The following is a 22,684-nucleotide window of genomic DNA, read 5'->3' as shown; positions in this document are numbered from 1 at the left end:
GAGAGGTGGGGTACGGGGATGAGCGTCGGCACGAGCAGCGCACCGGGAGCACGGGAGGCGCCGCGTCCGCCCGCGCCCCGCGCCCCCGGTGATCCCGCCGGCCTCGGCATCGACCCGGACCAGCTGCCCGACGGACTCGTCGTCGCGGACGAGCACGGCCGCGTCATCTGCTTCAACTCCGCCGCCGCGCGCATCACCGCAACCCCCGCCGCCCAGGCCCTCGGACAGCGGCTGGAGACGGCGCTGCCCTTGGAGGACCTGGAGGGCGGGCGCTGGTGGCAGCTGACCGACCCCTACGGCGGCCTCGCCATCCGCGTACGCCAGCCCGAACGCAACCTCCTGCTGCCCGGCGGCCGCGAAGTCCTCGTCTCCGCACGCTACGTCCGTGCCCAGCGCCTCGGCCCCGTCCACCGCGTCGTCGTCACCCTCCGCGACACCGAGGCCCGGCGCCGCACCGAACGCAGCCACGCCGAGCTGATCGCCACCGTCGCCCACGAGCTGCGCTCCCCGCTCACCTCCGTCAAGGGCTTCACGGCCACCCTGCTCGCCAAGTGGGAGCGGTTCACCGATGACCAGAAGCGGCTGATGCTGGAGACCGTCGACGCCGACGCCGACCGCGTCACCCGGCTCATCGCCGAGCTGCTCGACATCTCCCGGATCGACTCGGGCCGGCTGGAGGTGCGCCGCCAGCCCGTCGACATCGGCGCCGCCGTCGGCCGCCACATCCAGGCGTACGTCGCCGGCGGCCAGGAGGCCGACCGTTTCCTGCTCCGCCTCGCGCAGCCGCTGCCCGACCTGTGGGCCGACCCGGACAAGATCGACCAGGTGCTCAGCAACCTGCTGGAAAATGCCGTGCGGCACGGCGACGGAACCGTCACCATTGACGTCACGCCCACGGCGTCACCCCGCGAAGGGGAGGACACCGGCACGTCGGTCACGGTGAGCGACGAAGGGGCGGGCATCCCGGAGGAGTCCATGAACCGCGTCTTCACCCGCTTCTGGCGGGGCAGCAAGCGCGGCGGCACCGGCCTCGGGCTGTACATCGTCAAGGGCATCGTCGAGGCCCACGGCGGCACCATCACGGTCGGACGAGCCGCCGGCGGCGGCGCGGAGTTCCGATTTACGTTGCCCGTGGCGGCACCGGCCTACCTGGCCTGAGCACCGCGGGCGCATTCGCCTCCCTCCACCCCGTTAGACTCGGCCATTGGCACCTTTGTGTCCCGCAGACGGAGACGCTTCGTCCACGAGCCGGTGACGGGGACCATCAGCATGGGGGCACCTCCCAGCGATAGCTGGGGGACAATCGGAAGCACGGGAAGAGATGTCGGCACCGAATAAGTCGTACGACCCTGTCGAGGTCGAGGCGTTGAAACCGGAAGAGATCGAGCGCATGCGGGACGAGGCGCTCGCCGCCTTCGCCGCCGCGGACTCCCTCGACGCGCTCCAGGAGGCCAAGGTCGCCCACACCGGCGGCACCTCCCCGCTGTCGCTGGCCAACCGCGAGATCGGCGCCCTGCCCCCGCACGCCAAGGCCGAGGCCGGCAAGCGCGTCGGCCAGGCCCGCGGCGCCGTGAACAAGGGCCTCGCCGCCCGCCAGGCCGAGCTGGAGGCCGAGCGCGACGCGCGCGTCCTGGTCGAGGAGGCCGTGGACGTCACGCTGCCCCACGACCGCGTACCGGCCGGCGCCCGCCACCCGCTCACCACGCTCTCCGAGCGCATCGAGGACGTCTTCGTGGCCATGGGCTACGAGGTCGCCGAGGGCCCCGAGGCCGAGGCCGAGTGGTTCAACTTCGACGCCCTCAACATCGGCCCGGACCACCCGGCCCGCGGCGAGGCCGACACGTTCTTCGTCCAGGGCCCGGAGGGCGGCTCCGAGTCCGGCGTCGTGCTGCGCACCCACACCTCGCCCGTGCAGATCCGCTCCGCGCTCTCCCGCGAGCTGCCGGTCTACGTGATCTGCCCCGGCCGGGTGTACCGCACCGACGAGCTGGACGCCACGCACACCCCCGTCTTCCACCAGGTCGAGCTGCTCGCGATCGACGAGGGCCTGACCATGGCGGACCTCAAGGGCACCCTGGACCACATGGTCCAGTCGCTGTTCGGCGCGGAGATGAAGACCCGGCTGCGGCCGAACTTCTTCCCCTTCACCGAGCCGTCCGCCGAGATGGACATGCTCTGCTACGTCTGCAAGGGCGCGTCCGTCGGCAACCCCGACCGGCCCTGCCGCACCTGCTCCAGCGAGGGCTGGATCGAGCTGGGCGGCTGCGGCATGGTCAACCCGCGGGTGCTCACCGCCTGCGGCGTCGACCCCGAGAAGTACAGCGGCTTCGCCTTCGGGTTCGGCATCGAGCGGATGCTGATGTTCCGCCACAACGTCGAGGACATGCGAGACATGGTCGAGGGTGACGTCCGGTTCACCCGGCCGTTCGGGATGGAGATCTGATGCGGGTCCCGCTTTCTTGGCTGCGGGAGTACGTCGACCTGCCGGCGACGGAGACCGGCCGTGACGTACAGGCCAAGCTCATTTCGGCCGGGCTGGAGGTCGAGACCGTCGAGCACCTCGGCGCCGACCTCAAGGGCCCCCTCGTCGTCGGCCAGGTGCTGACCATCGAGGAGCTGGAGGGCTTCAAGAAGCCGATCCGCTTCTGCACGGTCGACGTCGGCCAGGCCAACGGCACCGGCGAGCCCCAGGAGATCGTCTGCGGCGCCCGGAACTTCGCCGTCGGCGACAAGGTCGTCGTGGTCCTCCCCGGCGCCACCCTGCCGGGCGGCTTCTCGATCAGCGCCCGCAAGACCTACGGCAAGACGTCCCACGGCATGATCTGCTCCGGCGACGAGCTGGGCATGGGCGACGACGGCTCGCACGGCATCATCGTGCTGCCGCCCGAGACCGAGGTCGGCAAGGACGCCATCGAGCTGCTGGAACTGGTCGACGAGGTGCTGGACATCGCCGTCACCGCCAACCGCGGCGACTGCCTGTCCATCCGCGGCGTCGCCCGCGAGGCCGCCATCGCCTACGGCCTGCCGCTGCGCGACCCGGCCCTGCTGGACGTGCCCGCGCCGAACGCCTACGGCTACCCGGTGAAGATCGCCGACCCGAGCGGCTGCGACCGCTTCACCGCCCGCACGGTGACCGGCCTCAGCGCCGAGGCGCGCTCCCCGATCTGGCTCCAGCGCCGGCTCCAGAAGGTCGGCATGCGCCCGATCTCGCTCGCCGTCGACGTCACGAACTACGTGATGATGGAGCTGGGCCAGCCCCTGCACGCCTACGACCGCTCCCTGGTCCAGGGCACGATCGGCGTCCGCCGCGCCGAGGAGGGCGAGACGATCGTCACCCTCGACGGCACCGAGCGGAAGCTGCACGCCGAGGACCTGGTCATCACCGACGACCGCGGCCCGATCGGCCTCGCCGGTGTCATGGGCGGCGCCAACACCGAGATCGCCGACCACGGCGACACCGAGAACGCGACGAGTGACGTGGTCATCGAGGCCGCTCACTTCGACCAGGTGGCCATCGCGCGCACCGCCCGCCGGCACAAGCTGTCCTCCGAGGCGTCCCGCCGCTTCGAGCGCGGCGTCGACCCGCAGGCCGCGGCCGCCGCCGCGCAGCGCACCGTCGACCTGCTGGTGCTGCTCGCGGGCGGCACCGCCGAGGCCGGCGTCACCGAGATCAGCGCCCCGCCCGTGCCGCACACCATCACCGTGGCGGCCGGCCACCCGGACAAGGTCGCGGGCGTGACCTACGGCCGCGAGACCGTCGTACGCCGCCTCCAGGAGGTCGGCTGCGACGTGTACGGGCAGGACGAGCTGATCGTCACCGTCCCGTCCTGGCGGCCCGACCTCGACGACATCAACGACCTGGCCGAAGAGGTCATCCGCCTGGAGGGCTACGAGAACCTGCCCTCCACGCTGCCCCGCCCCCCGGCGGGCCGCGGCCTGACCGCCCGCCAGCGGCTGCACCGCCGCGTCGGGCGTGCCCTGGCCGGTGCCGGTTACGTCGAGGCGCTGAACTACCCGTTCGTCAGCGAGCAGGTCTTCGACCAGCTCGGACTGGACGCCGACGACCCGGCCCGCCGCGTCGTCAAGCTGGTCAACCCGCTCAGCGACGAGGAGCCCGCGCTGCGGACCTCGCTGCTGCCGGGCCTGCTCGGCGCCCTGCGCCGCAACGACGGCCGCGGCTCGCACGACCTGGCCCTCTTCGAGACCGGCCTGGTCTTCCACCCGCGCGACGAGCAGCGCGTCGCCGCCAACCTGCCCGTCGACCGGCGCCCCGGCGAGGACGACCTCGCCGCGCTGGACGCCGCGCTGCCCGACCAGCCGCGGCACGTCGCCGTCGTCCTGGCCGGCGCCCGCGAGCAGGCCGGCTGGTGGGGCAAGGGCCGTCCGGCCGACTGGGCCGACGCGGTCGAGTCCGCCCGGACCGTCGCCCGCGAGGCCGGCGCCGAACTGGGCGTCCGCAAGGGCCAGTACGGGCCGTGGCACCCGGGCCGCTGCGCCGAGCTGTTCGTCACCGTGGACGGCGAGGAGCGCGTCGTCGGGCACGCCGGTGAGCTGCACCCGCGCGTCGTGAAGACGCTGGGCCTGCCCGCGCGCACCAGTGCGATGGAGCTGGACCTCGACGCGGTGGCGGGCGTCGGCGACGACACCCCGCAGGCGCCGGGCATCTCCACGTTCCCGGTCGCGACGCAGGACGTCGCCCTGGTCGTCGAGGAGTTCGTCCCGGCGTCGGAGGTCGAGGCGGCGCTGCGCGAGGGCGCGGGTGAACTGCTGGAGTCCATCCGGCTGTTCGACGTCTACGCCAACGCGGAGCAGCTGGGTGAGGGGCGCAAGTCCCTCGCGTACGCGCTGCGCTTCCGCGCGGGGGACCGGACGCTGACGGTCGACGAGGCATCGGCCGCGCGGGACGCGGCGGTCGCCCTCGCGGGCGAGCGCGTCGGAGCGGTGCTGCGCAGTTAGGGGTTCGGTTCGCCCAAGGTGCGTGGGGTTTCTGCCGGTCGGCGGCTGCGGGTAGTCGGTGGCTGGTCGCGCAGTTCCCCGCGCCCCTAAAAGGGGCGTCAGCGCGACGTGCCTTCTTTTAGGGGCGCGGGGAACTGCGCGAGCAACCACCACGCACCCGCAGCCGACAACGCACCCCCACCCTGAACGGCGCTCACTCGCTCCGCGAAGCCGGCGGAGCCGTCCGCCCCGCCACGGAGTGTCGGGCAGGCAGCTGGGCGGACGGCGTGCACTCGGGCCGCCGCACTGTACGAGGGGGAGCCGGCGGCCCGGCCGGCCTCTTTCGAGGCCCTTCAGTCAACCGGCCCGGAACTCTCCGCGACAGCGCGCACACGCTGCGGATGCGCGTACTCCGTTCACACCCCGTGTGAAGACCGACGCACTACGCTGTCGGCACCGAGTCACCGGGGGGCACCCATGCAGCCCAACACCCTGCTCGACGCGATCCTCGACGAGGCCGGGATCTCGCACGCGGGACTGGCCGCGCACGTCAACCAGGCGGGCCGGGCCCGTGGGCTCGCACTGAGATACGAACACACCGCCGTCGCACGGTGGTTGAAGGGGCAGCGCCCGCGCGGCCAGGTGCCCGACCTGATCTGCGAGGTCCTCGCGGCCCGGCTGCACCGGCCCGTCACCCTCGACGACATCGGCCTCGGCGTCCCCGGCGAACCGGCCGCCCCGCACACCGGTTCACTGTCCGGGTTCGTGGAACGGGCCACCGCCCTGTGGCGCTCCGACCAGCAGCGGCGCCCGCACATCCTCGGCGCCCCCGCGCTCACCGGCACGCCCGCCGTGATGCCGGTGTGGGAGTGGGAGAACCCGCCCGAGGACGTCGACGTCTCACGCGGCGGCCGGCACCGGGTCACCCCGGCCGACCTGGAGATGCTGCGCTGCGCCCGCGCCCACTACGAGCAGATGTACCGCAAGGCCGGCGGGATGGCGACCCGCGCCCGCGTCGTCGGGTTCCTCAACTCCGAGGCCGCTCCGCTGCTGCGCGGCAGCTACACCGACGCCACCGGCCGCCAGCTCCACCGCGCCACCGGAGGCCTGGTCGCGGTCGCCGGCATCTGCGCGTACGACTCCGACGCGCACGGCCTCGCGCAGCGCTACTTCCACCAGGCCCTGCGGCTGGCGAAGGCCAGCGGCGACCGGGGCCTCGGCGCCTACGTGATTGCCCTGCTGGTCAACCAGGCGCTGTTCATGCGGGAGTACCGGCAGGCCGTCGCCTTCGCCGAGGCCGCCCTGCGCACCGCCGGCCCGCACACCACACCGGCGCTCGCCTCCGACCTGTACGCGATGCAGGCGAAGGCGTACGCCCACCTCGGCGACGGCACGAGCGCGCTGACCTGCATCCGGCGGGCCGAGCAGGCCGCCGAACGCATCCGGCGGGGCTACGAACCCGACGAGACCGGCTATGTCCAGCCCGGGCTGGTCAACGTCCAAGTGGCGGAGGCGCTGCTGAGCCTCGGCGAGCTGACGGCGGCGGCCGAGCACGCCACAGCGGCCGTCGACAACCCGGCGCACGACCGCGGCCGGGTGCACCGGCTCGCCATGCTCAGCACCATCGAACTGCGTCAGGGCAACGCCGACAAGGCGGTGGCCACCGCGGTGGAGATGACCGAACGGGCCCGGGGGATGGAGTCCCAGCGCCTGCGCGACAGACTCCGCGCGGTGCGCGAGCACCTGGTGCGCAGCGGCTGCGCCGGCACGGCCGAGGCCGCCGCACTCATCGACGGGGCGCTGCGCGTACCGCTCTGAGGTCCCGGCCCGGGTCTCCCTGCGCCACCGCTGCGCCCTGAGCGGTCACCGTGCGCCTGCTGCGGGGCCGCTCCGGCTGCGATATTGCCACCTACCTCAGGAAAGGTGGCAGAACCGTGCAGTGGACGAAGCAGAACGAACAAACTGTGTACTCAAACCGCTGGTTCAGCGTCAATCTGGCCGATGTAGGGCTGCCGGACGGCCGGCACCTCGACCACTTCCTCATACGCATGCGCCCCGTGGCCGTGGCCACGGTCGTGAACGAGGCCGACGAGGTCCTCCTGCTGTGGCGGCACCGCTTCATCACCGACAGCTGGGGCTGGGAACTCGCGGCCGGCGTCGTCGAGGACGGCGAGGACGTCGCGGTGGCGGCGGCCAGGGAACTGGAGGAGGAGACCGGCTGGCGGCCGGGACCGTTGCACCACCTGATGAGCGTGGAGCCGTCCAACGGGCTCACCGACGCCCGGCACCACGTCTACTGGGCCGAGGAGGGCACGTACGTCGGACACCCCGTGGACGACTTCGAGTCGGACCGCCGGGAATGGGTCCCCCTCAAGGTCGTTCCCGACCTGGTCGCCCGCGGGGAGGTCCCGGCCGCCAACATGGCGGCCGCGTTACTCCTGCTGCACCACCTCAGGTCCCAGAGCCGTCAGCCGTAGGTGTAGAAGCCCGAGCCGCTCTTGCGGCCCAGCCGGCCCGCGTCGACCATGCGCTGGAGCAGCGGGGGAGCGGCGTACAGCGGCTCCTTGTACTCCTCGTACATCGAGTACGCGACCGAGGCGACCGTGTCCAGGCCGATGAGGTCGGACAGCTTCAGCGGGCCCATCGGGTGGGCGCAGCCCATCTCCATGCCGTTGTCGATGTCCTCGCGGCTGGCGATGCCCGACTCGAACATCCGGATCGCCGAGAGGAGGTAGGGGATCAGCAGCGCGTTGACCACGAATCCGGAGCGGTCCTGGGCGCGGATGGAGTGCTTGCCGAGCACCTTCTCGGTGAACAGCTGCGCCCGGCTGAGCGTGCCCTCGGAGGTGGTGAGCGCCGGGATCAGCTCGACCAGCTGCTGCACGGGGGCCGGGTTGAAGAAGTGGATGCCGATGACGTGGTCGGGCCGCGAGGTGGCGACGGCCAGCTTCACCAGCGGGATCGAGGAGGTGTTGGAGGCCAGGATGGCGTCCGGCCGGGTCACGACCTGGTCCAGCACCTGGAAGATCTCGGTCTTGACCTGCTCGTTCTCGACGACGGCCTCGATCACCAGATCACGGTCGGCGAACTCGCCGAGGTCGGTGGTGAAGCTGAGGCGCGCCTGCGTCGCGTCCCGCTCCTCCTCGCTGATCTTCCCGCGCTCGGCGGCCTTGGTGAGCGAGTTGTACAGCCGGGTCCGGCCGATCTCCAGCGCCTCGCCGGTGGTCTCGGCGACCATCACGTCCAGACCGGAGCGGGCACACACCTCGGCGATGCCCGCTCCCATCTGACCGCAGCCCACCACGCCGACGCGTGCGATATCTCCCGAGATGCCGGTCACATCGTCCCTTTCGCTGACTTCACGGCTGTGGCAGCACGCACGCCGGGGTCCCCGGTGCCTGCTCCGATCGAGCACGTTACCCCCGAATGGTCACGGATCCGTCTCCCGGGTCGGGCATGCTGAGTGCCCGTACACGATCCGTAACCGCGCGGATCCGCAGCGTGCAGGAGGTCTTCCCATGGGCGGTGTCTCGCGTCGTGCCTTCGCGGTGGCGGCGTTGTCGGCGTTCACGATGGCGCCCCGGGCGTCGGCGGCGCCGGTCCCCTCGGCTCCGCCGGCCGCATCCGGCCCCGCCGAGGGACCCCGCGGGGGCGGCGGAGCCACCGTCGGGATGCGAGGCATGTGGCTGGCCACCGTGGCCGGCCGCGACTGGCCCAGCCGCGCGGGGCTGCGCGCGGCCGAGCAGCGCGCGGAGCTGGTCGAGTACCTCGACACGGCGGTCCGGCACGGCCTCAACACGGTGATCCTCCAGGTGCGGCCCACGGCCGACGCGCTGTGGCCCTCGGCGTACGAGCCCTGGTCGGAGTACCTGTCCGGCAGCCAGGGCCGGGACCCGGGCTGGGACCCGCTGGGCACGGCCGTCACGGAGGCGCACGCCCGCGGCCTGGAGCTGCACGCCTGGTTCAACCCGTACCGCGTCGCCACCCACGACGTCCCCAGCCGCCTGGTGCCGTCCCACCCCGCGCGCAAGCACCCCGAGTGGGTGGTGCCGTACGGCGGGAAGCTCTACTACAACCCGGGGCTGCCCGAGGTCCGGGCCTTCGTCCAGGACGCGATGATGGACGCCGTCGAGAAGTACGCCGTGGACGGCGTCCACTTCGACGACTACTTCTACCCCTATCCGGTGGCGGGCCAGACCTTCGACGACGGTGGGACGTTCAGCACGTACGGCGGCGGCTTCGAGGCCAAGGCCGCCTGGCGGCGGAACAACATCGACCTGCTGGTGCGCGAGACCGCGGACCGGGTCAAGAAGATCCGCCCCGCCGCCCGCTTCGGCGTCAGCCCCTTCGGTGTGTGGCGCAACGCCGCCACCGACGCCGCGGGCTCGGACACGAAGGCCGGGGTGCAGACCTACGACGACCTGCACGCGGACACCCGCAAGTGGGTGCGCGAGGGCTGGATCGACTACATCGTGCCGCAGCTGTACTGGAACATCGGCCTGGAAGCCGCCGACTACGCCAAGCTCGTGCCGTGGTGGGCGGAGGTGGCCAAGGGGAGCCGGACCGAGCTGTACGTCGGCGAGGCGCTGTACAAGGCCGGTGACCCGGCGCAGGGCGCGGCCTGGCAGGACCCGGCGGAACTCTCCCGCCACCTCACACTCGCCCGGCTCCACCCCGAGGTGCACGGGCACGTCTACTTCTCGGCCAAGGACGTGGCCGACGACCGGATCGGCGCGATGGCACGGGTGAGCGCCGACCACTACGCGCGACCGGCCCGCGCCCCGCGCCCCTGAGAAGTACGGCTACAGCCGGATCTCCCTGTGCCGGATCTCCGAGTCGGGGCCGGGCGAGCACACCGCCTCGTGCCCGTTCTCGAACCGGACCCGGTACGGGGGTTCGCCCTTCTCGCCCATCACTTCGACGATCTCCCCGACCTTGTCGTGCTCACCGACGACCCGGCCGTGCTGGATCAGCTGGTCGCCCTTTGTTGCGTGCATCTGTGAGGCCTCCTCACGTGTCTGCCGCTCAGCCCCGGGCCCGCTGGGTGACCGCGATGCACACCAGTACCGCCGCGGCCGTCAGCGGAGCGGCCACCGTCAGCTGCTCGCCCAGGAGAAGTACCGACCACACCAGTGTGAGCAGCGGCTGGGCCAGCTGCAACTGGCTGGCCTTCGGAATCCCGATCGCCGCCATGCCCCGGTACCAGACGACCAGCCCGAGGAACTGCGAGCCCACCGCCACCCACAGCAGCCCGGCCACCCCGTGCCCCGTCAGGTGCACCGGCTCGAACGAGAGGGCCACGGCCGCCATCGGCACCGTCACGGGCAGGCACAGCACCAGCGCCCAGCCGATGACCTGCCAGCCGGGCATCACCCGGGCCAGCCGCCCGCCCTCGGTGTAACCGGCCGCGCACACCAGCAGCGCCCCGAAGAGGTAGGCGTCGGCCGTGGTCAGGGCGCCGCCGCTCTGCTGCACCGTGAAGGCGATGACCGCCGCCGCGCCCGCCAGCGCCGCGATCCAGAAGGTGCGCGAGGGGCGGGTGCCGATGCGCAGCGCGGACAGCAGCGCGGTGGTCAGCGGCAGCAGCCCGACCACGACGGCGGCGTGCGCGGTCGTCGAGGTCTGCAGGGCGAGCGTGGTCAGCAGCGGGAAGCCCAGGACGACGCCCGCCCCCACCACCGCCAGCCCGAACCAGTGCCGCCGCTCAGGAAAGGGCACGCGCAGTGCCAGCAGACAGCCCCCGGCGATCACCGCGGCGAGGATCGAGCGCACGGCGATGAGGGACCAGGGGCCGAAGCCCTCCAGCCCCCAGGCGGTGGCGGGGAAGGTGAGGGAGAAGGCGACGACGCCCAGGGCCGCCTGGAGGGTGCCGAGGGAGCGGGTGCCGGACGCGGTGTCCGGGCCGCCGTCCACTGCTATCGCCGAAGGGCTGGTAGCGCTACTCTGTGCTCTCATGCAAGAGCGTAGCAGTGTCGCTGACCTGGCGAACCAGCTGAGAAGTGAGCTCGACCGCTACTCTCCCGGCGGAAAGCTCCCCTCCAGTCGAGCCCTCGTAGACCGGTTCCGGGTGAGCCCGGTGACCGTCTCCCGCGCCCTGGCGCAGCTGGCAGCCGAGGGGCTGGTGGTCACCCGGCCCGGCGCCGGGGCCTTCCGCGCCCGGCCGCGCCCCGGCGCGACGTCCGGCGGGGACACCTCCTGGCAGGAGGTCGCGCTCAGCGCCGACGGCGCCGCCGACCTCGTACCGCGCTCGGTGGACGCCTCCGGGGTCCTGGTCTCGCTGGCCGCTCCGCCGCCCGGCGTCGTGGAGTTCAACGGCGGCTACCTGCACCCCTCGCTGCAGCCGGAGCGGGCGATGGCGGCGGCCCTGTCCCGGGCCGGGCGGCGGCCCGGTGCGTGGGGCCGGCCGCCGATGGAGGGGCTGCCGGAGCTGCGGGAGTGGTTCGCGCGCGGCATCGGCGGGGCCATCACGGCGGCGGAGGTGCTGGTCACCTCGGGCGGCCAGTCCGCGCTGACCACCGCCCTGCGTGCCCTCGCCCCGCCCGGCACCGCCGTTCTCGTCGAGTCCCCGACGTACCCCGGCATGCTGGCCATCGCCCGGGCGGCCGGCCTGCGCCCCGTGCCGGTCCCCGTGGACGCGGACGGCGTGCGCCCGGCGCTGCTCGCCGACGCCTTCCGGGCGACCGGCGCCCGCGTCTTCGTCTGCCAGCCCCTGTTCCAGAACCCGACCGGTGCCGTGCTCGCCCCCGAGCGGCGCGGCGAGGTGCTGCGCATCGCCCGCGCGGCCGGCGCCTTCGTCGTCGAGGACGACTTCGTGCGGCGGCTGGTGCACGAGGACGCGGGCCCGCTGCCCGCCCCGCTCGCCGCCGACGACCCGGACGGCGTCGTCGTGCACGTCTGCTCGCTCACCAAGGCGACCTCGCCGAGCTTCCGGGTGAGCGCCCTGGCCGCGCGCGGACCGGTGCTGGAGCGGCTGCGGGCCATCCAGGTCGTCGACACCTTCTTCGTGCCCCGCCCCCTCCAGGAGGCGGCGCTGGAACTCGTCGGCTCGCCCGCCTGGCCCCGCCATCTGCGCGCGGTCTCCGCGGAACTGAAGGCCCGCCGGGACGCGATGACGTCCGCCCTGCGCCTGCACCTCCCCGAGATCTCCCTGACGCACATCCCCTCCGGCGGTTACCACCTGTGGCCCCGGCTGCCCGAGGGGACGGACGAGGCGGCCCTCACCGCGGCCGCCCTGCGCGCGGGCGTCGCGGTCACCCCGGGCCGCCCGTACTTCAGCGCCGAGCCCCCGGCCCCCCACCTGAGGCTGAGCTTCGCGGCGGTGGCGGGCGCCGGGGAGATCGCGGAGGGGGTACGGCGCCTGCGCACGGCCTGCGCGGAGGTGTGGGGGCGGCGTCCGTGAACCCCGCGGGCTCGACGCGGCCCCGCCACCCTGCGAGCATCCCCGCATGATCCCCACGCCGAGCCTCCCCGAGGGCTACGAGATCTCCACCGACCCGCACCGCATCGACGCCGCACGCGTGCACCGCTGGCTGTCGACCGACGCGTACTGGGCGCTCGGACGCTCCCGGGAGAAGCAGGACCGCGCGATCGAGGGCTCGCTCAACTTCGGCGTCCACGAGGAGCTGACCGCACAGCAGGTGGCGTACGCGCGGGTGATCACCGACCGGGCCACCTTCGCCTGGCTGTGCGACGTGTACGTCGACCCCTCGGTGCGCGGCAAGGGCATCGGCACGGCACTGGTCGCGGCGGTGCGCGAGCACCTGCGGCCGTACGGGCTGCGGCGGATCCTGCTGGCCACGCACGACGCGCACGGCGTCTACGAGAAGCTCGGCTTCACGGCACTGGACCGGCCGGACCAGTGGATGGCGCACACCTTCGGCCCGTGAACCCGGGCGCACCCTCGGTAACCCACAAGTAACATCTCTTGACCTGCGGACCCCCGCGCAGCACCATCACCGCATGGCGCTTCGGGTCACGTTCGTCGCGGCCGCACGCAGCTCACCGCTGCTCGCGGAGCGCTTCGACGACGACCGGCCGCTGGACCAGGCCGGCTGGGACGAGGTACTGCGCGTGGCGGGCGACCTGCTGCCGCTCGCGGCGGCCGAGCTGCGCTACTGCTCGCCCACGCCCCGCAGCCGCGCCACCGGTGACGCGATCGGCTGCTGCCCCTTGGTGCAACTGGCGCTCAGGGACTGCGACATGGGCCGCTGGCGCGGACTGACCCTCGGCGAGGCCATGGCCCGGGAGCCCGGGGCCGTCGACGCCTGGCTCGCCGACCCGCGGACCGCGCCGCACGGCGGGGAGTCGCTGCTGGGCTTCATCACCCGCGTCGGCGGCTGGCTCGACACGCGCCCCGGCGAGGACGGCGACCGCATCGTCGCCGTGGCCGAGCCGTCCGTGATCCGGGCCGCTCTGGTCTACGCCCTGAAGGCGCCGCCCGCGACGTACTGGAACCTCGACGTGCGTCCGTTGTCGACCACGACCGTCACCGGCCGCGCGGGCCGCTGGAACCTCCGTCTGGAAGGAGCCGCTGCCTAGGGGCTAACGACAGCCCCTAACCCGCCTCGCGGGCGTAGTCCGTGACGAGCAGCAGGTCCTTCGCCGGGCCGCCCACCCGCCACACGGTCCGCCAGTGGTCGGCGTCCCGGACGGTGAACTCGCCGCGGTACAGGTCGGCGGCGCACGGATGGTCGGCCACGTGCCGCCCCGACGTCAGGTCCAGGCCGTGGAAGGGCCGCCCGTCCGTGAAACGCACGTCGGCGGTGCCGGGCCCGACCCCCGCCGCGTAGCGCAGCGTCCGCTCGGCGGGGCGGGTCACGCCCTGCCAGGTGAAGGCCCCGGACTCCCGGCTCAGCAGCCCGCCGTCCGCGAGCGCGTCGAACGCCGTCGCGCCCTCGAAGCGGCCCTCCGCGCCGCTCGCCAGGTCCCGCACCGTCCGCTCGGTGCGCCACCGGCCCGCGAGATACGCCAGCACGTCCGGCACCGGCCACAACTCGCCCATTTCCACCCGCTTTCCGTCTCCGGCCCCCTGGTTGCCGCGCGACCCATTGACGCGCCTCCGCCCCCTCCCTATCTTGCCGTTCGAAGTGCTGACCAATGTCCGATATTTCGAACGACCAGAGAGCCGCGGAGTATCCATGTCATCCCTGTCACGCACCCGCTGGAGAGTCGGTCTCGGCGCGACCGCCCTCCTGACGGCGTCCGCCCTGCTGCCGTCCCCCGCGCACGCGGGGACCGCCGCCACCGACTACACGATCACCGTCGACCCGTCCGCCGAGGGCGCCGCGATCGACGACACGATGTACGGCGTCTTCTACGAGGACATCAACCGGGCCGCCGACGGCGGCCTGTACGCCGAGCTGGTGCAGAACCGGTCCTTCGAGTACTCCACCGCCGACAACGCCTCGTACACACCGCTCACCTCCTGGACGGCCGACGGCACCGCCGAGGTCCGGAACGACGCCGGCCGCCTCAACGAGCGCAACCGCAACTACCTCTCCCTGGCAGCCGGTTCCTCCGTCGCCAACAGCGGTTACAACACCGGAATCCACGTGGAGAAGGGCAAGAAGTACGACTTCTCGGTGTGGGCCCGCGCCGGGAGCGGCACGACCCTCACGGTCACGCTCGCCGACGCGGCGGGCACCCTCGCGAAGCCGCGCCGGGTGGCGGCCGAGGGGGAGTGGCGCAAGTACACCGCCACCTTCACCGCGACCCGCACCAGCAACCGCGGCCGCCTCGCCGTCACCACCACCGCCCCCGCGGCCCTCGACATGGTGTCCCTCTTCCCCCGGGACACCTACAAGGGCCGGCCCAACGGACTGCGCAAGGACCTCGCCGAGAAGATCGAGGCCCTCAACCCCGGCTTCCTGCGCTTCCCCGGCGGGTGCCTGGTCAACACCGGCTCCATGGAGGACTACAGCGCCGCCTCCGGCTGGGAGCGTCAACGGTCCTACCAGTGGAAGGACACCATCGGCCCGGTCGAGGAGCGCGCCACCAACGCCAACTTCTGGGGCTACAACCAGAGCTACGGCCTCGGCTACTACGAGTACTTCCGCTTCGCCGAGGACATCGGCGCCATGCCGCTGCCCGTCGTGCCCGCCCTGGTCACCGGCTGCGGCCAGAACAAGGCCACCGACGACGACGCGCTGCTGAAGCGGCACATCCAGGACACCCTGGACCTGATCGAGTTCGCCAACGGCCCGCGCACCAGCGAATGGGGCGCCAAGCGCGCCGAGATGGGCCACCCGAAGCCCTTCGGCCTCACCCACATCGGCGTCGGCAACGAGGAGAACCTGCCCCGGGAGTTCATGGCCCGCTTCAAGCAGTTCCGCGCCGCCATCGAGGCCGAGTACCCGGACATCACCGTCATCTCCAACTCCGGCCCCGACGACTCCGGCACCACCTTCGACACCGCCTGGCGGCTGAACCGCGAGGCCGGCGTCGACATGGTCGACGAGCACTACTACAACAGCCCGCAGTGGTTCCTCCAGAACAACGACCGCTACGACTCCTACGACAGGAACGGCCCCAAGGTCTTCCTCGGCGAGTACGCCTCCCAGGGCAACGCGTGGCGGAACGCGCTCTCCGAGGCCGCCTTCATGACCGGCCTGGAGCGCAACGCGGACGTCGTCAAGCTCGCCTCCTACGCCCCGCTGCTCGCCAACGAGGACTACGTGCAGTGGAGCCCGGACATGATCTGGTTCAACAACCACGCGTCCTGGGGCTCGGCCAACTACGAGGTCCAGAAGCTCTTCATGAACAACACCGGCGACCGGGTCGTCCCCTCCACGGCGACCGGCACACCGGCCGTCAGCGGGCCCATCACCGGCGCGGTCGGCCTGTCGACGTGGGCGACCAGCGCGGCCTACGACGACGTGCGGGTGACGTCGGCGGACGGGGAGACCCTCCTGTCCGACGACTTCTCCGGCGACGCGTCGCAGTGGACCCACACGGGCACCGGCGCATGGACCGTCCAGGACGGCGCTTACGTCCAGACCGACACCGCGGCCGAGAACACCATGGTCACGGCCGGTGACCCGGCCTGGCAGAACTACGACCTGCACGTGCGGGCCACCAAGAAATCCGGCAACGAGGGCTTCCTGATCGCCTTCGGCGTCAAGGACACCGGCAACTACTACTGGTGGAACCTGGGCGGCTGGAACAACACCCAGTCCGCCGTCGAACAGGCCTCGGACGGCGGCAAGTCGACGCTCCTCTCCAAGGCGGGCTCGATCGAGACGGGCCGCGCCTACGACATCGACGTCAAGGTGCGGGGCCGCCAGGTGACCCTCTACCTCGACGGTGAGGAGTGGGGCAGCTTCACCGACGACAAGCCCGCCGAGCCGTTCCGCCAGATCGTCACCGAGGACGACCGGACCGGCGAGCTGATCGTCAAGGTCGTCAACGCCCAGGACACGGCGGCCCGCACCGCCGTCGACCTCGGCGGCGCCAAGGTCGCCCGCAAGGCCCGCGTCACCACGCTGGCCGCCGACCAGGACGCCGTGAACACGGAGACGGACACCCCGGTCACCCCGGTGCGGTCCACCTTCTCCGGGGTGGCGAGCGAGTTCACCTACACCTTCCCGGCGAACTCGGTGACCTTCCTGCGGATCAGGCAGCGATAGCGCCCGGGATCCCCGGCCGGTACGTCCCTCACCCGTGACAGAAGACGCACCCCTCCCAGTACGGCAGCGCGCTCAGCACCCGGTGCCGTACGCAGCAGGCGACGAGGGGTGCGTCGGGGAGCTCGTCGCCGGGGCCGGCGTCGGCGGGGCCCCAGCGGTGGCGGCGCGCGGCCAGGTCCAGCACGTCCAGAACGAACGCCTTGGCCGCCGACCGTTCCGCGTCCGTGGCGCCCCATTCCACTGCCGTTCGGCCAGTGACGACACGGCGAGGGTCGGCACGTCGACGAAGACGGCGGGGCCGCGCTCCATGAAGCGATTGCATAAACGTGCAGCGATACGTATAGTCATGCCATCACGGATGGAGGATGTCATGGCGGTACGTGCGGCGGTGGCCGGAGCGAGTGGGTACGCGGGCGGTGAGCTGCTGCGTCTGCTGCTCGCGCACCCCGAGGTCGAGATCGGCGCCCTGACCGGCAACTCCAACGCGGGACAGAAGCTCGGCGCGCTGCAGCCGCACCTGCCGCCGCTGGCCGGCCGGGTGCTGGAGCCGACGACGCCCGAGGTGCTCGCCGGGCACGACGTTGTGTTCCTCGCGCTGCCGCACGGGCAGTCCGCCGCCGTCGCCGAGCAGCTCGGGCCGGACGTGCTGGTGATCGACATGGGCGCCGACTTCCGGCTGAAGGACGCCGCCGACTGGGAGAGGTTCTACGGCTCCCCGCACGCCGGCACCTGGCCCTACGGCCTCCCCGAACTGCCGGGTGCCCGCGCCGCGCTGGAGGGGTCCAAGCGTGTCGCGGTGCCCGGTTGCTACCCGACGGCCGTGTCCCTGGCGCTCTTCCCGGCCTACGCCGCCGCGCTCGCCGAGCCCGAGGCCGTGATCGTCGCCGCCTCCGGCACCTCCGGCGCGGGCAAGGCGGCCAAGCCGCACCTGCTGGGCAGCGAGGTCATGGGCTCCATGTCGCCGTACGGCGTAGGGGGCCTGCACCGGCACACCCCCGAGATGATCCAGAACCTCGGCGCGGTGGCGGGCGAGCCGGTCACCGTCTCCTTCACCCCGACCCTCGCGCCGATGCCCCGCGGCATCCTCGCCACCTGCACCGCCAAGGCGAAGCCCGGGGTCGCCGCCGAGTCCGTCCGTGCCGCCTACGAGAAGGCCTTCGCCGACGAACCCTTCGTGCACCTGCTGCCCGAGGGCCAGTGGCCCGCGACCGCGTCCGTCTACGGTTCCAACGCCGTATCGGTCCAGGTCGCGTACGACGCCGCCGCGGGCCGCATCATCGCGATCAGCGCCATCGACAACCTGGCCAAGGGCACCGCGGGCGGTGCCGTCCAGAGCATGAACCTCGCCCTCGGTCTCGACGAGACCACCGGACTGACGACGATCGGAGTCGCGCCGTGAGTGTGACGGCAGCAAAGGGATTCACGGCGGCGGGCATCGCCGCCGGGATCAAGGACAGCGGGAACCCCGACCTGGCCCTCGTGGTCAACAAGGGCCCCCGACGCGCCGCCGCCGGTGTCTTCACCTCCAACCGCGTCAAGGCCGCGCCGGTGCTGTGGTCCGAGCAGGTGCTGAAGAGCGGGCAGGTGTCCGCCGTCGTCCTGAACTCGGGCGGCGCCAACGCCTGCACCGGACCCAAGGGCTTCCAGGACACCCACGCGACCGCCGAGAAGGCCGCCGAGGTGCTGGGTACGGGCGCGGGCGAGGTCGCCGTCTGCTCGACGGGACTGATCGGCGTACTGCTGCCCATGGACAAGCTGCTGCCGGGCGTCGAGACCGCCGCCGGTCAGCTCTCCGAGCACGGCGGTGAGAAGGCCGCCATCGCCATCAAGACCACCGACACCGTCCACAAGACGTCCGTCGTGACGAAGGACGGCTGGACCGTCGGCGGCATGGCCAAGGGCGCCGGCATGCTCGCCCCGGGTCTCGCCACCATGCTCGTCGTCCTCACCACCGACGCCGACCTGGAGACCGAGGTGCTCGACCGCGCCCTGCGCGACGCCACCCGGGTCACCTTCGACCGGGTCGACTCCGACGGCTGCATGTCCACCAACGACACGGTGCTGCTGCTCGCCTCCAGCGCCTCCGGCATTACCCCGGAGTACGACGGGTTCGCCGAGGCCGTCCGCACCGTCTGCGACGACCTCGGCCAGCAGCTCATCCGGGACGCCGAGGGCGCCAGCAAGGACATCAAGGTCGAGGTCGTGAACGCCGCGACCGAGGACGACGCCGTCCAGGTCGGCCGCACCATCGCCCGCAACAACCTGCTCAAGTGCGCCATCCACGGCGAGGACCCCAACTGGGGTCGCGTGCTCTCCGCCATCGGCACCACCTCCGCCGCCTTCGAGTCCGACCGCCTCAACGTCGCCATCAACGGCGTCTGGGTCTGCAAGAACGGCGGCGTCGGCGAGGACCGCGAGCTGGTCGACATGCGCTACCGCGAGGTCCACATCGTCGCCGACCTCGCCGCCGGCGACGCCACCGCCACGATCTGGACCAACGACCTCACCGCCGACTACGTCCACGAGAACAGCGCGTACAGCTCATGAGTACGACGAGGAAGCACACCGCGCTCCCCAAGGCCCAGATCCTCATCGAGGCGCTGCCCTGGCTGACCCGGCACCACGGCAAGACCGTCGTCATCAAGTTCGGCGGCAACGCCATGGTGGACGAGGACCTGAAGGCCGCCTTCGCCCAGGACGTCGTCTTCCTGCGCCACGCCGGCCTCAAGCCCGTCGTCGTGCACGGCGGTGGGCCGCAGATCAGCAAGGCGCTCGACAAGCACGGCATCGTCAGCGAGTTCAAGGCCGGCCTGCGCGTCACCACCGAGGACGCCATGGACGTCGTACGGATGGTGCTGGCCGGGCAGGTGCAGCGCGAGCTGGTCGGGCTGCTCAACCAGCACGGACCCCTCGCCGTCGGTCTCACCGGCGAGGACGCGCACACCATCACCGCCACCAAGCACCGGCCCGAGATCGACGGCGAGTCCGTCGACATCGGCCGGGTCGGCGAGATCACCGAGATCGACACCGGCGCCATCGAGGCACTGCTCGCCGACGGCCGTATCCCGGTCGTCTCCTCGATCGCCCGCTCCCAGGACGACGGACATGTCTACAACGTCAATGCTGATACGGCGGCTGCGGCACTCGCTGCGGCGCTCGGCGCCGAGACGCTCATGGTCCTCACCGACGTCGAGGGCCTGTACGAGGACTGGCCGAACTCCGACGAGGTGATCAGCCGCCTCACCGCCGCCCAGCTCGAGAAACTGCTGCCCGAGCTGTCCAGCGGCATGGTGCCCAAGATGGAGGGCTGTCTGCACGCCGTGCGGGGCGGCGTCACCACCGCCCGCGTCATCGACGGCCGGGTCCAGCACTCGATCCTGCTGGAGATCTTCACCGACGAGGGGATCGGCACGATGGTCGTGCCGGACGGACAGGGGGAGCCGTGAGCAACGCGGAGCTGACCGAGCGGTGGCAGGGCACGCTCATGAACAACTACGGCACGCCGCGCCTGCCGCTCGTGCGCGGTGAGGGCGCCCGGGTCTGGGACGCCGACGGCAAGGAGTACCTGGACTTCGTCGGCGGCATCGCGGTCAACGCGCTCGGCCACGCCCACCCGGCGGTGGTCGAGGCGGTGAGCCGGCAGATCGCCTCCCTCGGCCACGTCTCCAACCTCTTCATCGCCGAACCGCCCGTCGCCCTCGCCGAACGGCTGCTCCAGCGCTTCGGCCGCGACGGCAAGGTCTTCTTCTGCAATTCCGGCGCCGAGGCCAACGAGGGCGCCTTCAAGATCGGCCGGCTGACCGGCCGTCCGCACATGGTCGCCACCGACGGCGGTTTCCACGGCCGCACCATGGGAGCGCTGGCGCTCACCGGCCAGCCCGGCAAGCAGGCACCCTTCCGGCCGCTGCCCGGCGACGTCACGCACGTGCCCTACGGCGACGCGAAGGCGCTGGCCGCCGCGGTCACCGAGGAGACGGCCCTGGTGATCATCGAGCCGATCCAGGGCGAGAACGGCGTCGTCGTCCCGCCCCCCGGCTATCTGAAGGCCGCCCGCGCCATCACCGCCGCCACCGGCGCGCTGCTCGTCCTGGACGAGGTGCAGACCGGCATCGGCCGGACCGGGCACTGGTTCGAGTACCAGGCCCACGAGGGCGTCCTGCCGGACGTCGTCACTCTCGCCAAGGGCCTGGGCGGCGGACTCCCGCTCGGCGCGACGGTCGCCTTCGGCCGCGCCGCCGAACTCCTCCAGCCCGGCCAGCACGGCACCACCTTCGGCGGCAACCCCGTCGCCTGCGCCGCCGGACTCGCCGTCCTCGACACCGTCGCGGACGAGGGACTGCTGGACAACGTCAAGCGGCAGAGCGAGAAGATCCGCGGCGGCGTCGAGGCGCTGGGCCACCCGCTCGTAGCCCATGTCCGGGGGGCCGGCCTCCTCCTGGGTATCGTGCTCACCGAGCCGCTCGCACCCCGGGTGCAGCAGGCGGCTCAGGACGCCGGAATCCTGGTGAACGCGCCCGCACCCGATGTCGTACGGCTGATGCCGCCGCTGAACCTCGGCGACGACGCGGTGGACGCGTTCCTCGGGGCGCTGACCGGCATCCTTGACCAGGCCCACGGGGCCCACGGGGACGGACGATCCGGAGAATGAGACGACGATGAGCCAGGCGCAGGAGCACGAGCAGACCGGTGGGCCTGCCGTACCGCAGACCCGCACCGCACGCCACCGCCGGATCGTGGACATCCTCAACCGGCAGGCGGTGCGCTCGCAGAGCCAGCTCGCGAAGCTGCTCGCCGACGACGGGCTGACCGTCACGCAGGCGACGCTCTCCCGGGACCTGGACGAGCTGAACGCGGTCAAGATCCGCAACAACGACGGCGACCTCATCTACGCGGTGCCCAGCGAGGGCGGTTTCCGCACCCCGCGGGCGCCGCTCGGGGAGTCGGCGAAGGAGGAGCGGATGCGGCGGCTCTCCGCGGAGCTGCTGATCTCCGCGGAGGCATCGGCGAACCTCGTGGTCCTGCGGACCCCTCCGGGGGCGGCGCAGTTCCTCGCCTCGGCGATCGACCAGGCGGAACTGCACGACATCCTGGGCACGATCGCGGGTGACGACACGCTGCTGCTGATCAGCAGGGAGCCGACGGGTGGGCAGGCGTTGGCGGACCATTTGCTGCGGTTGGCTCAGAACGGAGGGTGAGCGCCGCGGGGGCTGGTGCCGGGGGCCGGGGGCCGGGTGCGGGTGGTCGGTGGCTGGTCGCGCAGTTCCCCGCGCCCCTTGGGGGTTGCAGTCACCCCAACCACCCCGCCAGGCCCCCGGTACACCGCACCTCGTCCCCCGCCGTCACCAACAGCCCCTCCACCCCGTCCAGCGACTCCAGCCACCGCAACCCCTCCCGCGCCCCCATCGCGAACGCCGCCGTGGCCCAGCAGTCCGCCCACGTCAGCCGCGCCGCCACCACCGTCACCGACACCAGGTCGGTCACCGCGGCGCGCCCCGTGCGCGGATCGACGATGTGCGCGCCCCGCTCCGCCGAGCCGGACGTCGCCACCGCCAGCTCGTCCGCCCCGGCCGCCGACACGACCGCCGCCAGCCCGCCCGGGCGCAACGGGTCCGACACGCCCACCCGCCAGGGCCGCCCCGCCCCCGGCGTCCCGAGCAGCTGCACGTCCCCGCCGCCGTTGACGCTCACGCCGCTCGCACCGGCCGCCGCGACCCGCCGGGCGGCGCACTCCACGGCCCAGCCCTTGACGATCCCCGTCGGATCCAGCCGTCCCCGGTACGAGGTGCTGAACCAGCCGTCGCTCACCCGCTCCGCCTCCGCGGCCAGCTCCAGCACCTCGGCGACCTCGGGCACGCACTCCGCGAGCGTCGTCTCATCGCGCGCCAGCCGGGAGACCTCGCTGCCCTCCCGGTAGGTGCTGAACACCTCGTCGGCCCGGCGCAGTTCCGCCACCGCCTCGTCCAGTGCGGCCCGTACGGCCGTGGGTTCCCCGCCGCGGACGTCGAAGGAGAAGACGGTCCCCATCGTCTCCTCCACCCGACGTACCGCGGCGGGAGCCTGTGCGGACCCGGCCGCCGGATCAACCACCGGCCTGGTCCAGCGCCGACTGGAGTGACTGCTTGTAC

Annotated in this window: 21 protein-coding genes; 15 read left to right on the top strand and 6 right to left on the bottom strand. The window is 72.4% G+C overall.

Going from position 1 to position 22,684, the window contains the following annotated elements; all coding sequences use genetic code 11:
* Positions 1-18: 18 nt before the first annotated feature.
* The 5 genes from KUM03_RS35870 (at position 19) to KUM03_RS35850 (ending at position 7,412) form a co-directional block, all read left to right on the top strand.
* On the top strand, positions 19-1,158 hold the full coding sequence (locus KUM03_RS35870; RefSeq protein WP_217254735.1) for an ATP-binding protein: 1,140 nt from the start codon (positions 19-21) through the stop codon (positions 1,156-1,158).
* Positions 1,159-1,321: 163 nt separating this feature from the next.
* Entirely contained in the window at positions 1,322-2,443 is a 1,122-nt protein-coding gene (gene pheS, locus KUM03_RS35865; protein ID WP_217254734.1) for a phenylalanine--tRNA ligase subunit alpha, read from the top strand.
* Positions 2,443-4,956 (top strand): phenylalanine--tRNA ligase subunit beta, encoded by a 2,514-nt coding sequence (gene pheT / locus KUM03_RS35860; protein ID WP_217254733.1) that lies wholly within the window; start codon positions 2,443-2,445, stop codon positions 4,954-4,956. Before pheS ends, pheT begins: the two co-directional genes overlap by 1 nt.
* A 456-nt stretch (positions 4,957-5,412) precedes the next feature.
* The gene (locus KUM03_RS35855; RefSeq protein ID WP_217254732.1) at positions 5,413-6,753 is read left to right on the top strand and encodes a transcriptional regulator; all 1,341 of its coding nucleotides are present in this window, start codon (positions 5,413-5,415) and stop codon (positions 6,751-6,753) included.
* Positions 6,754-6,869: 116 nt separating this feature from the next.
* Positions 6,870-7,412, top strand: a complete 543-nt coding sequence (locus tag KUM03_RS35850) for an NUDIX hydrolase (protein ID WP_217254731.1) — start codon at positions 6,870-6,872, stop codon at positions 7,410-7,412.
* On the opposite strand, the gene KUM03_RS35845 is transcribed toward KUM03_RS35850, so the two are convergent.
* Entirely contained in the window at positions 7,403-8,275 is an 873-nt protein-coding gene (locus KUM03_RS35845; RefSeq protein WP_308406477.1) for a 3-hydroxybutyryl-CoA dehydrogenase, read from the bottom strand. The genes KUM03_RS35850 and KUM03_RS35845 overlap by 10 nt on opposite strands.
* Positions 8,276-8,453: 178 nt before the next feature.
* On the opposite strand from KUM03_RS35845, the gene KUM03_RS35840 reads away from it, so the two are divergent.
* The gene (locus KUM03_RS35840) at positions 8,454-9,728 is read left to right on the top strand and encodes a glycoside hydrolase family 10 protein (protein ID WP_217254730.1); all 1,275 of its coding nucleotides are present in this window, start codon (positions 8,454-8,456) and stop codon (positions 9,726-9,728) included.
* Between the two features lie 9 nt (positions 9,729-9,737).
* On the opposite strand, the gene KUM03_RS35835 is transcribed toward KUM03_RS35840, so the two are convergent.
* Both KUM03_RS35835 and KUM03_RS35830 read right to left on the bottom strand, forming a co-directional pair.
* A complete protein-coding gene (locus tag KUM03_RS35835; protein ID WP_217254729.1) occupies positions 9,738-9,932 on the bottom strand; it encodes a DUF1918 domain-containing protein in 195 nt (64 codons plus the stop codon).
* Between the two features lie 28 nt (positions 9,933-9,960).
* Positions 9,961-10,890, bottom strand: a complete 930-nt coding sequence (locus KUM03_RS35830) for a DMT family transporter (RefSeq protein WP_217254728.1) — start codon at positions 10,888-10,890, stop codon at positions 9,961-9,963.
* On the opposite strand from KUM03_RS35830, the gene KUM03_RS35825 reads away from it, so the two are divergent.
* From KUM03_RS35825 to KUM03_RS35815, 3 genes are all read left to right on the top strand, one after another.
* Positions 10,889-12,334: a PLP-dependent aminotransferase family protein gene (locus KUM03_RS35825; RefSeq protein ID WP_217254727.1), complete on the top strand. Its 1,446-nt coding sequence runs from the start codon at positions 10,889-10,891 to the stop codon at positions 12,332-12,334. The two genes, KUM03_RS35830 and KUM03_RS35825, sit on opposite strands and share 2 nt — an antisense overlap.
* Positions 12,335-12,380: 46 nt before the next feature.
* Complete coding sequence (locus KUM03_RS35820; RefSeq protein ID WP_073730893.1) at positions 12,381-12,821, top strand: GNAT family N-acetyltransferase; 441 nt, start codon at positions 12,381-12,383, stop codon at positions 12,819-12,821.
* 73 nt (positions 12,822-12,894) lie between these two features.
* Positions 12,895-13,473, top strand: coding sequence for a histidine phosphatase family protein (locus KUM03_RS35815; RefSeq protein WP_217254726.1), 579 nt, complete (start codon positions 12,895-12,897; stop codon positions 13,471-13,473).
* Positions 13,474-13,489: 16 nt separating this feature from the next.
* Here the strand turns inward: KUM03_RS35815 and KUM03_RS35810 are convergent, their stop codons facing one another.
* Positions 13,490-13,936, bottom strand: coding sequence for a DUF6314 family protein (locus KUM03_RS35810; RefSeq protein WP_217254725.1), 447 nt, complete (start codon positions 13,934-13,936; stop codon positions 13,490-13,492).
* Positions 13,937-14,072: 136 nt separating this feature from the next.
* Here KUM03_RS35810 and KUM03_RS35805 point away from each other — a divergent pair, with 136 nt between their 5' ends.
* Positions 14,073-16,559: an alpha-L-arabinofuranosidase C-terminal domain-containing protein gene (locus KUM03_RS35805; RefSeq protein ID WP_217254724.1), complete on the top strand. Its 2,487-nt coding sequence runs from the start codon at positions 14,073-14,075 to the stop codon at positions 16,557-16,559.
* A gap of 28 nt (positions 16,560-16,587) precedes the next feature.
* Here the strand turns inward: KUM03_RS35805 and KUM03_RS35800 are convergent, their stop codons facing one another.
* Complete coding sequence (locus KUM03_RS35800; protein WP_254400350.1) at positions 16,588-16,800, bottom strand: hypothetical protein; 213 nt, start codon at positions 16,798-16,800, stop codon at positions 16,588-16,590.
* A gap of 129 nt (positions 16,801-16,929) precedes the next feature.
* On the opposite strand from KUM03_RS35800, the gene argC reads away from it, so the two are divergent.
* From argC to KUM03_RS35775, 5 genes are read left to right on the top strand one after another with little or no spacing between them, the layout of a single operon-like run.
* Positions 16,930-17,958, top strand: a complete 1,029-nt coding sequence (gene argC, locus KUM03_RS35795; protein WP_217254723.1) for an N-acetyl-gamma-glutamyl-phosphate reductase — start codon at positions 16,930-16,932, stop codon at positions 17,956-17,958.
* Positions 17,955-19,106, top strand: coding sequence for a bifunctional glutamate N-acetyltransferase/amino-acid acetyltransferase ArgJ (gene argJ, locus KUM03_RS35790; protein WP_217254722.1), 1,152 nt, complete (start codon positions 17,955-17,957; stop codon positions 19,104-19,106). The genes argC and argJ overlap by 4 nt, the downstream gene beginning before the upstream one ends.
* Complete coding sequence (gene argB / locus KUM03_RS35785) at positions 19,103-20,005, top strand: acetylglutamate kinase (RefSeq protein ID WP_217254721.1); 903 nt, start codon at positions 19,103-19,105, stop codon at positions 20,003-20,005. The genes argJ and argB overlap by 4 nt, the downstream gene beginning before the upstream one ends.
* Entirely contained in the window at positions 20,002-21,207 is a 1,206-nt protein-coding gene (locus KUM03_RS35780; RefSeq protein WP_217254720.1) for an acetylornithine transaminase, read from the top strand. The genes argB and KUM03_RS35780 overlap by 4 nt, the downstream gene beginning before the upstream one ends.
* Before the next feature lie 7 nt (positions 21,208-21,214).
* Positions 21,215-21,754 (top strand): arginine repressor, encoded by a 540-nt coding sequence (locus KUM03_RS35775; protein ID WP_073730882.1) that lies wholly within the window; start codon positions 21,215-21,217, stop codon positions 21,752-21,754.
* Between the two features lie 91 nt (positions 21,755-21,845).
* On the opposite strand, the gene KUM03_RS35770 is transcribed toward KUM03_RS35775, so the two are convergent.
* Positions 21,846-22,583 carry an FAD:protein FMN transferase gene (locus KUM03_RS35770; RefSeq protein WP_217254719.1) on the bottom strand — a complete coding sequence of 246 codons (738 nt, stop codon included), beginning with the start codon at positions 22,581-22,583 and terminating at the stop codon, positions 21,846-21,848.
* Between the last annotated feature and the right edge of the window lie 101 nt (positions 22,584-22,684).

It is taken from the genome of Streptomyces sp. AC602_WCS936 (assembly GCF_019049125.1).
In the GTDB taxonomy this organism is placed as follows: Bacteria; Actinomycetota; Actinomycetes; order Streptomycetales; family Streptomycetaceae; genus Streptomyces.
Note: the sequence above shows the minus strand (reverse complement) of the source record. Positions and strands in the feature narration are given on the sequence as shown.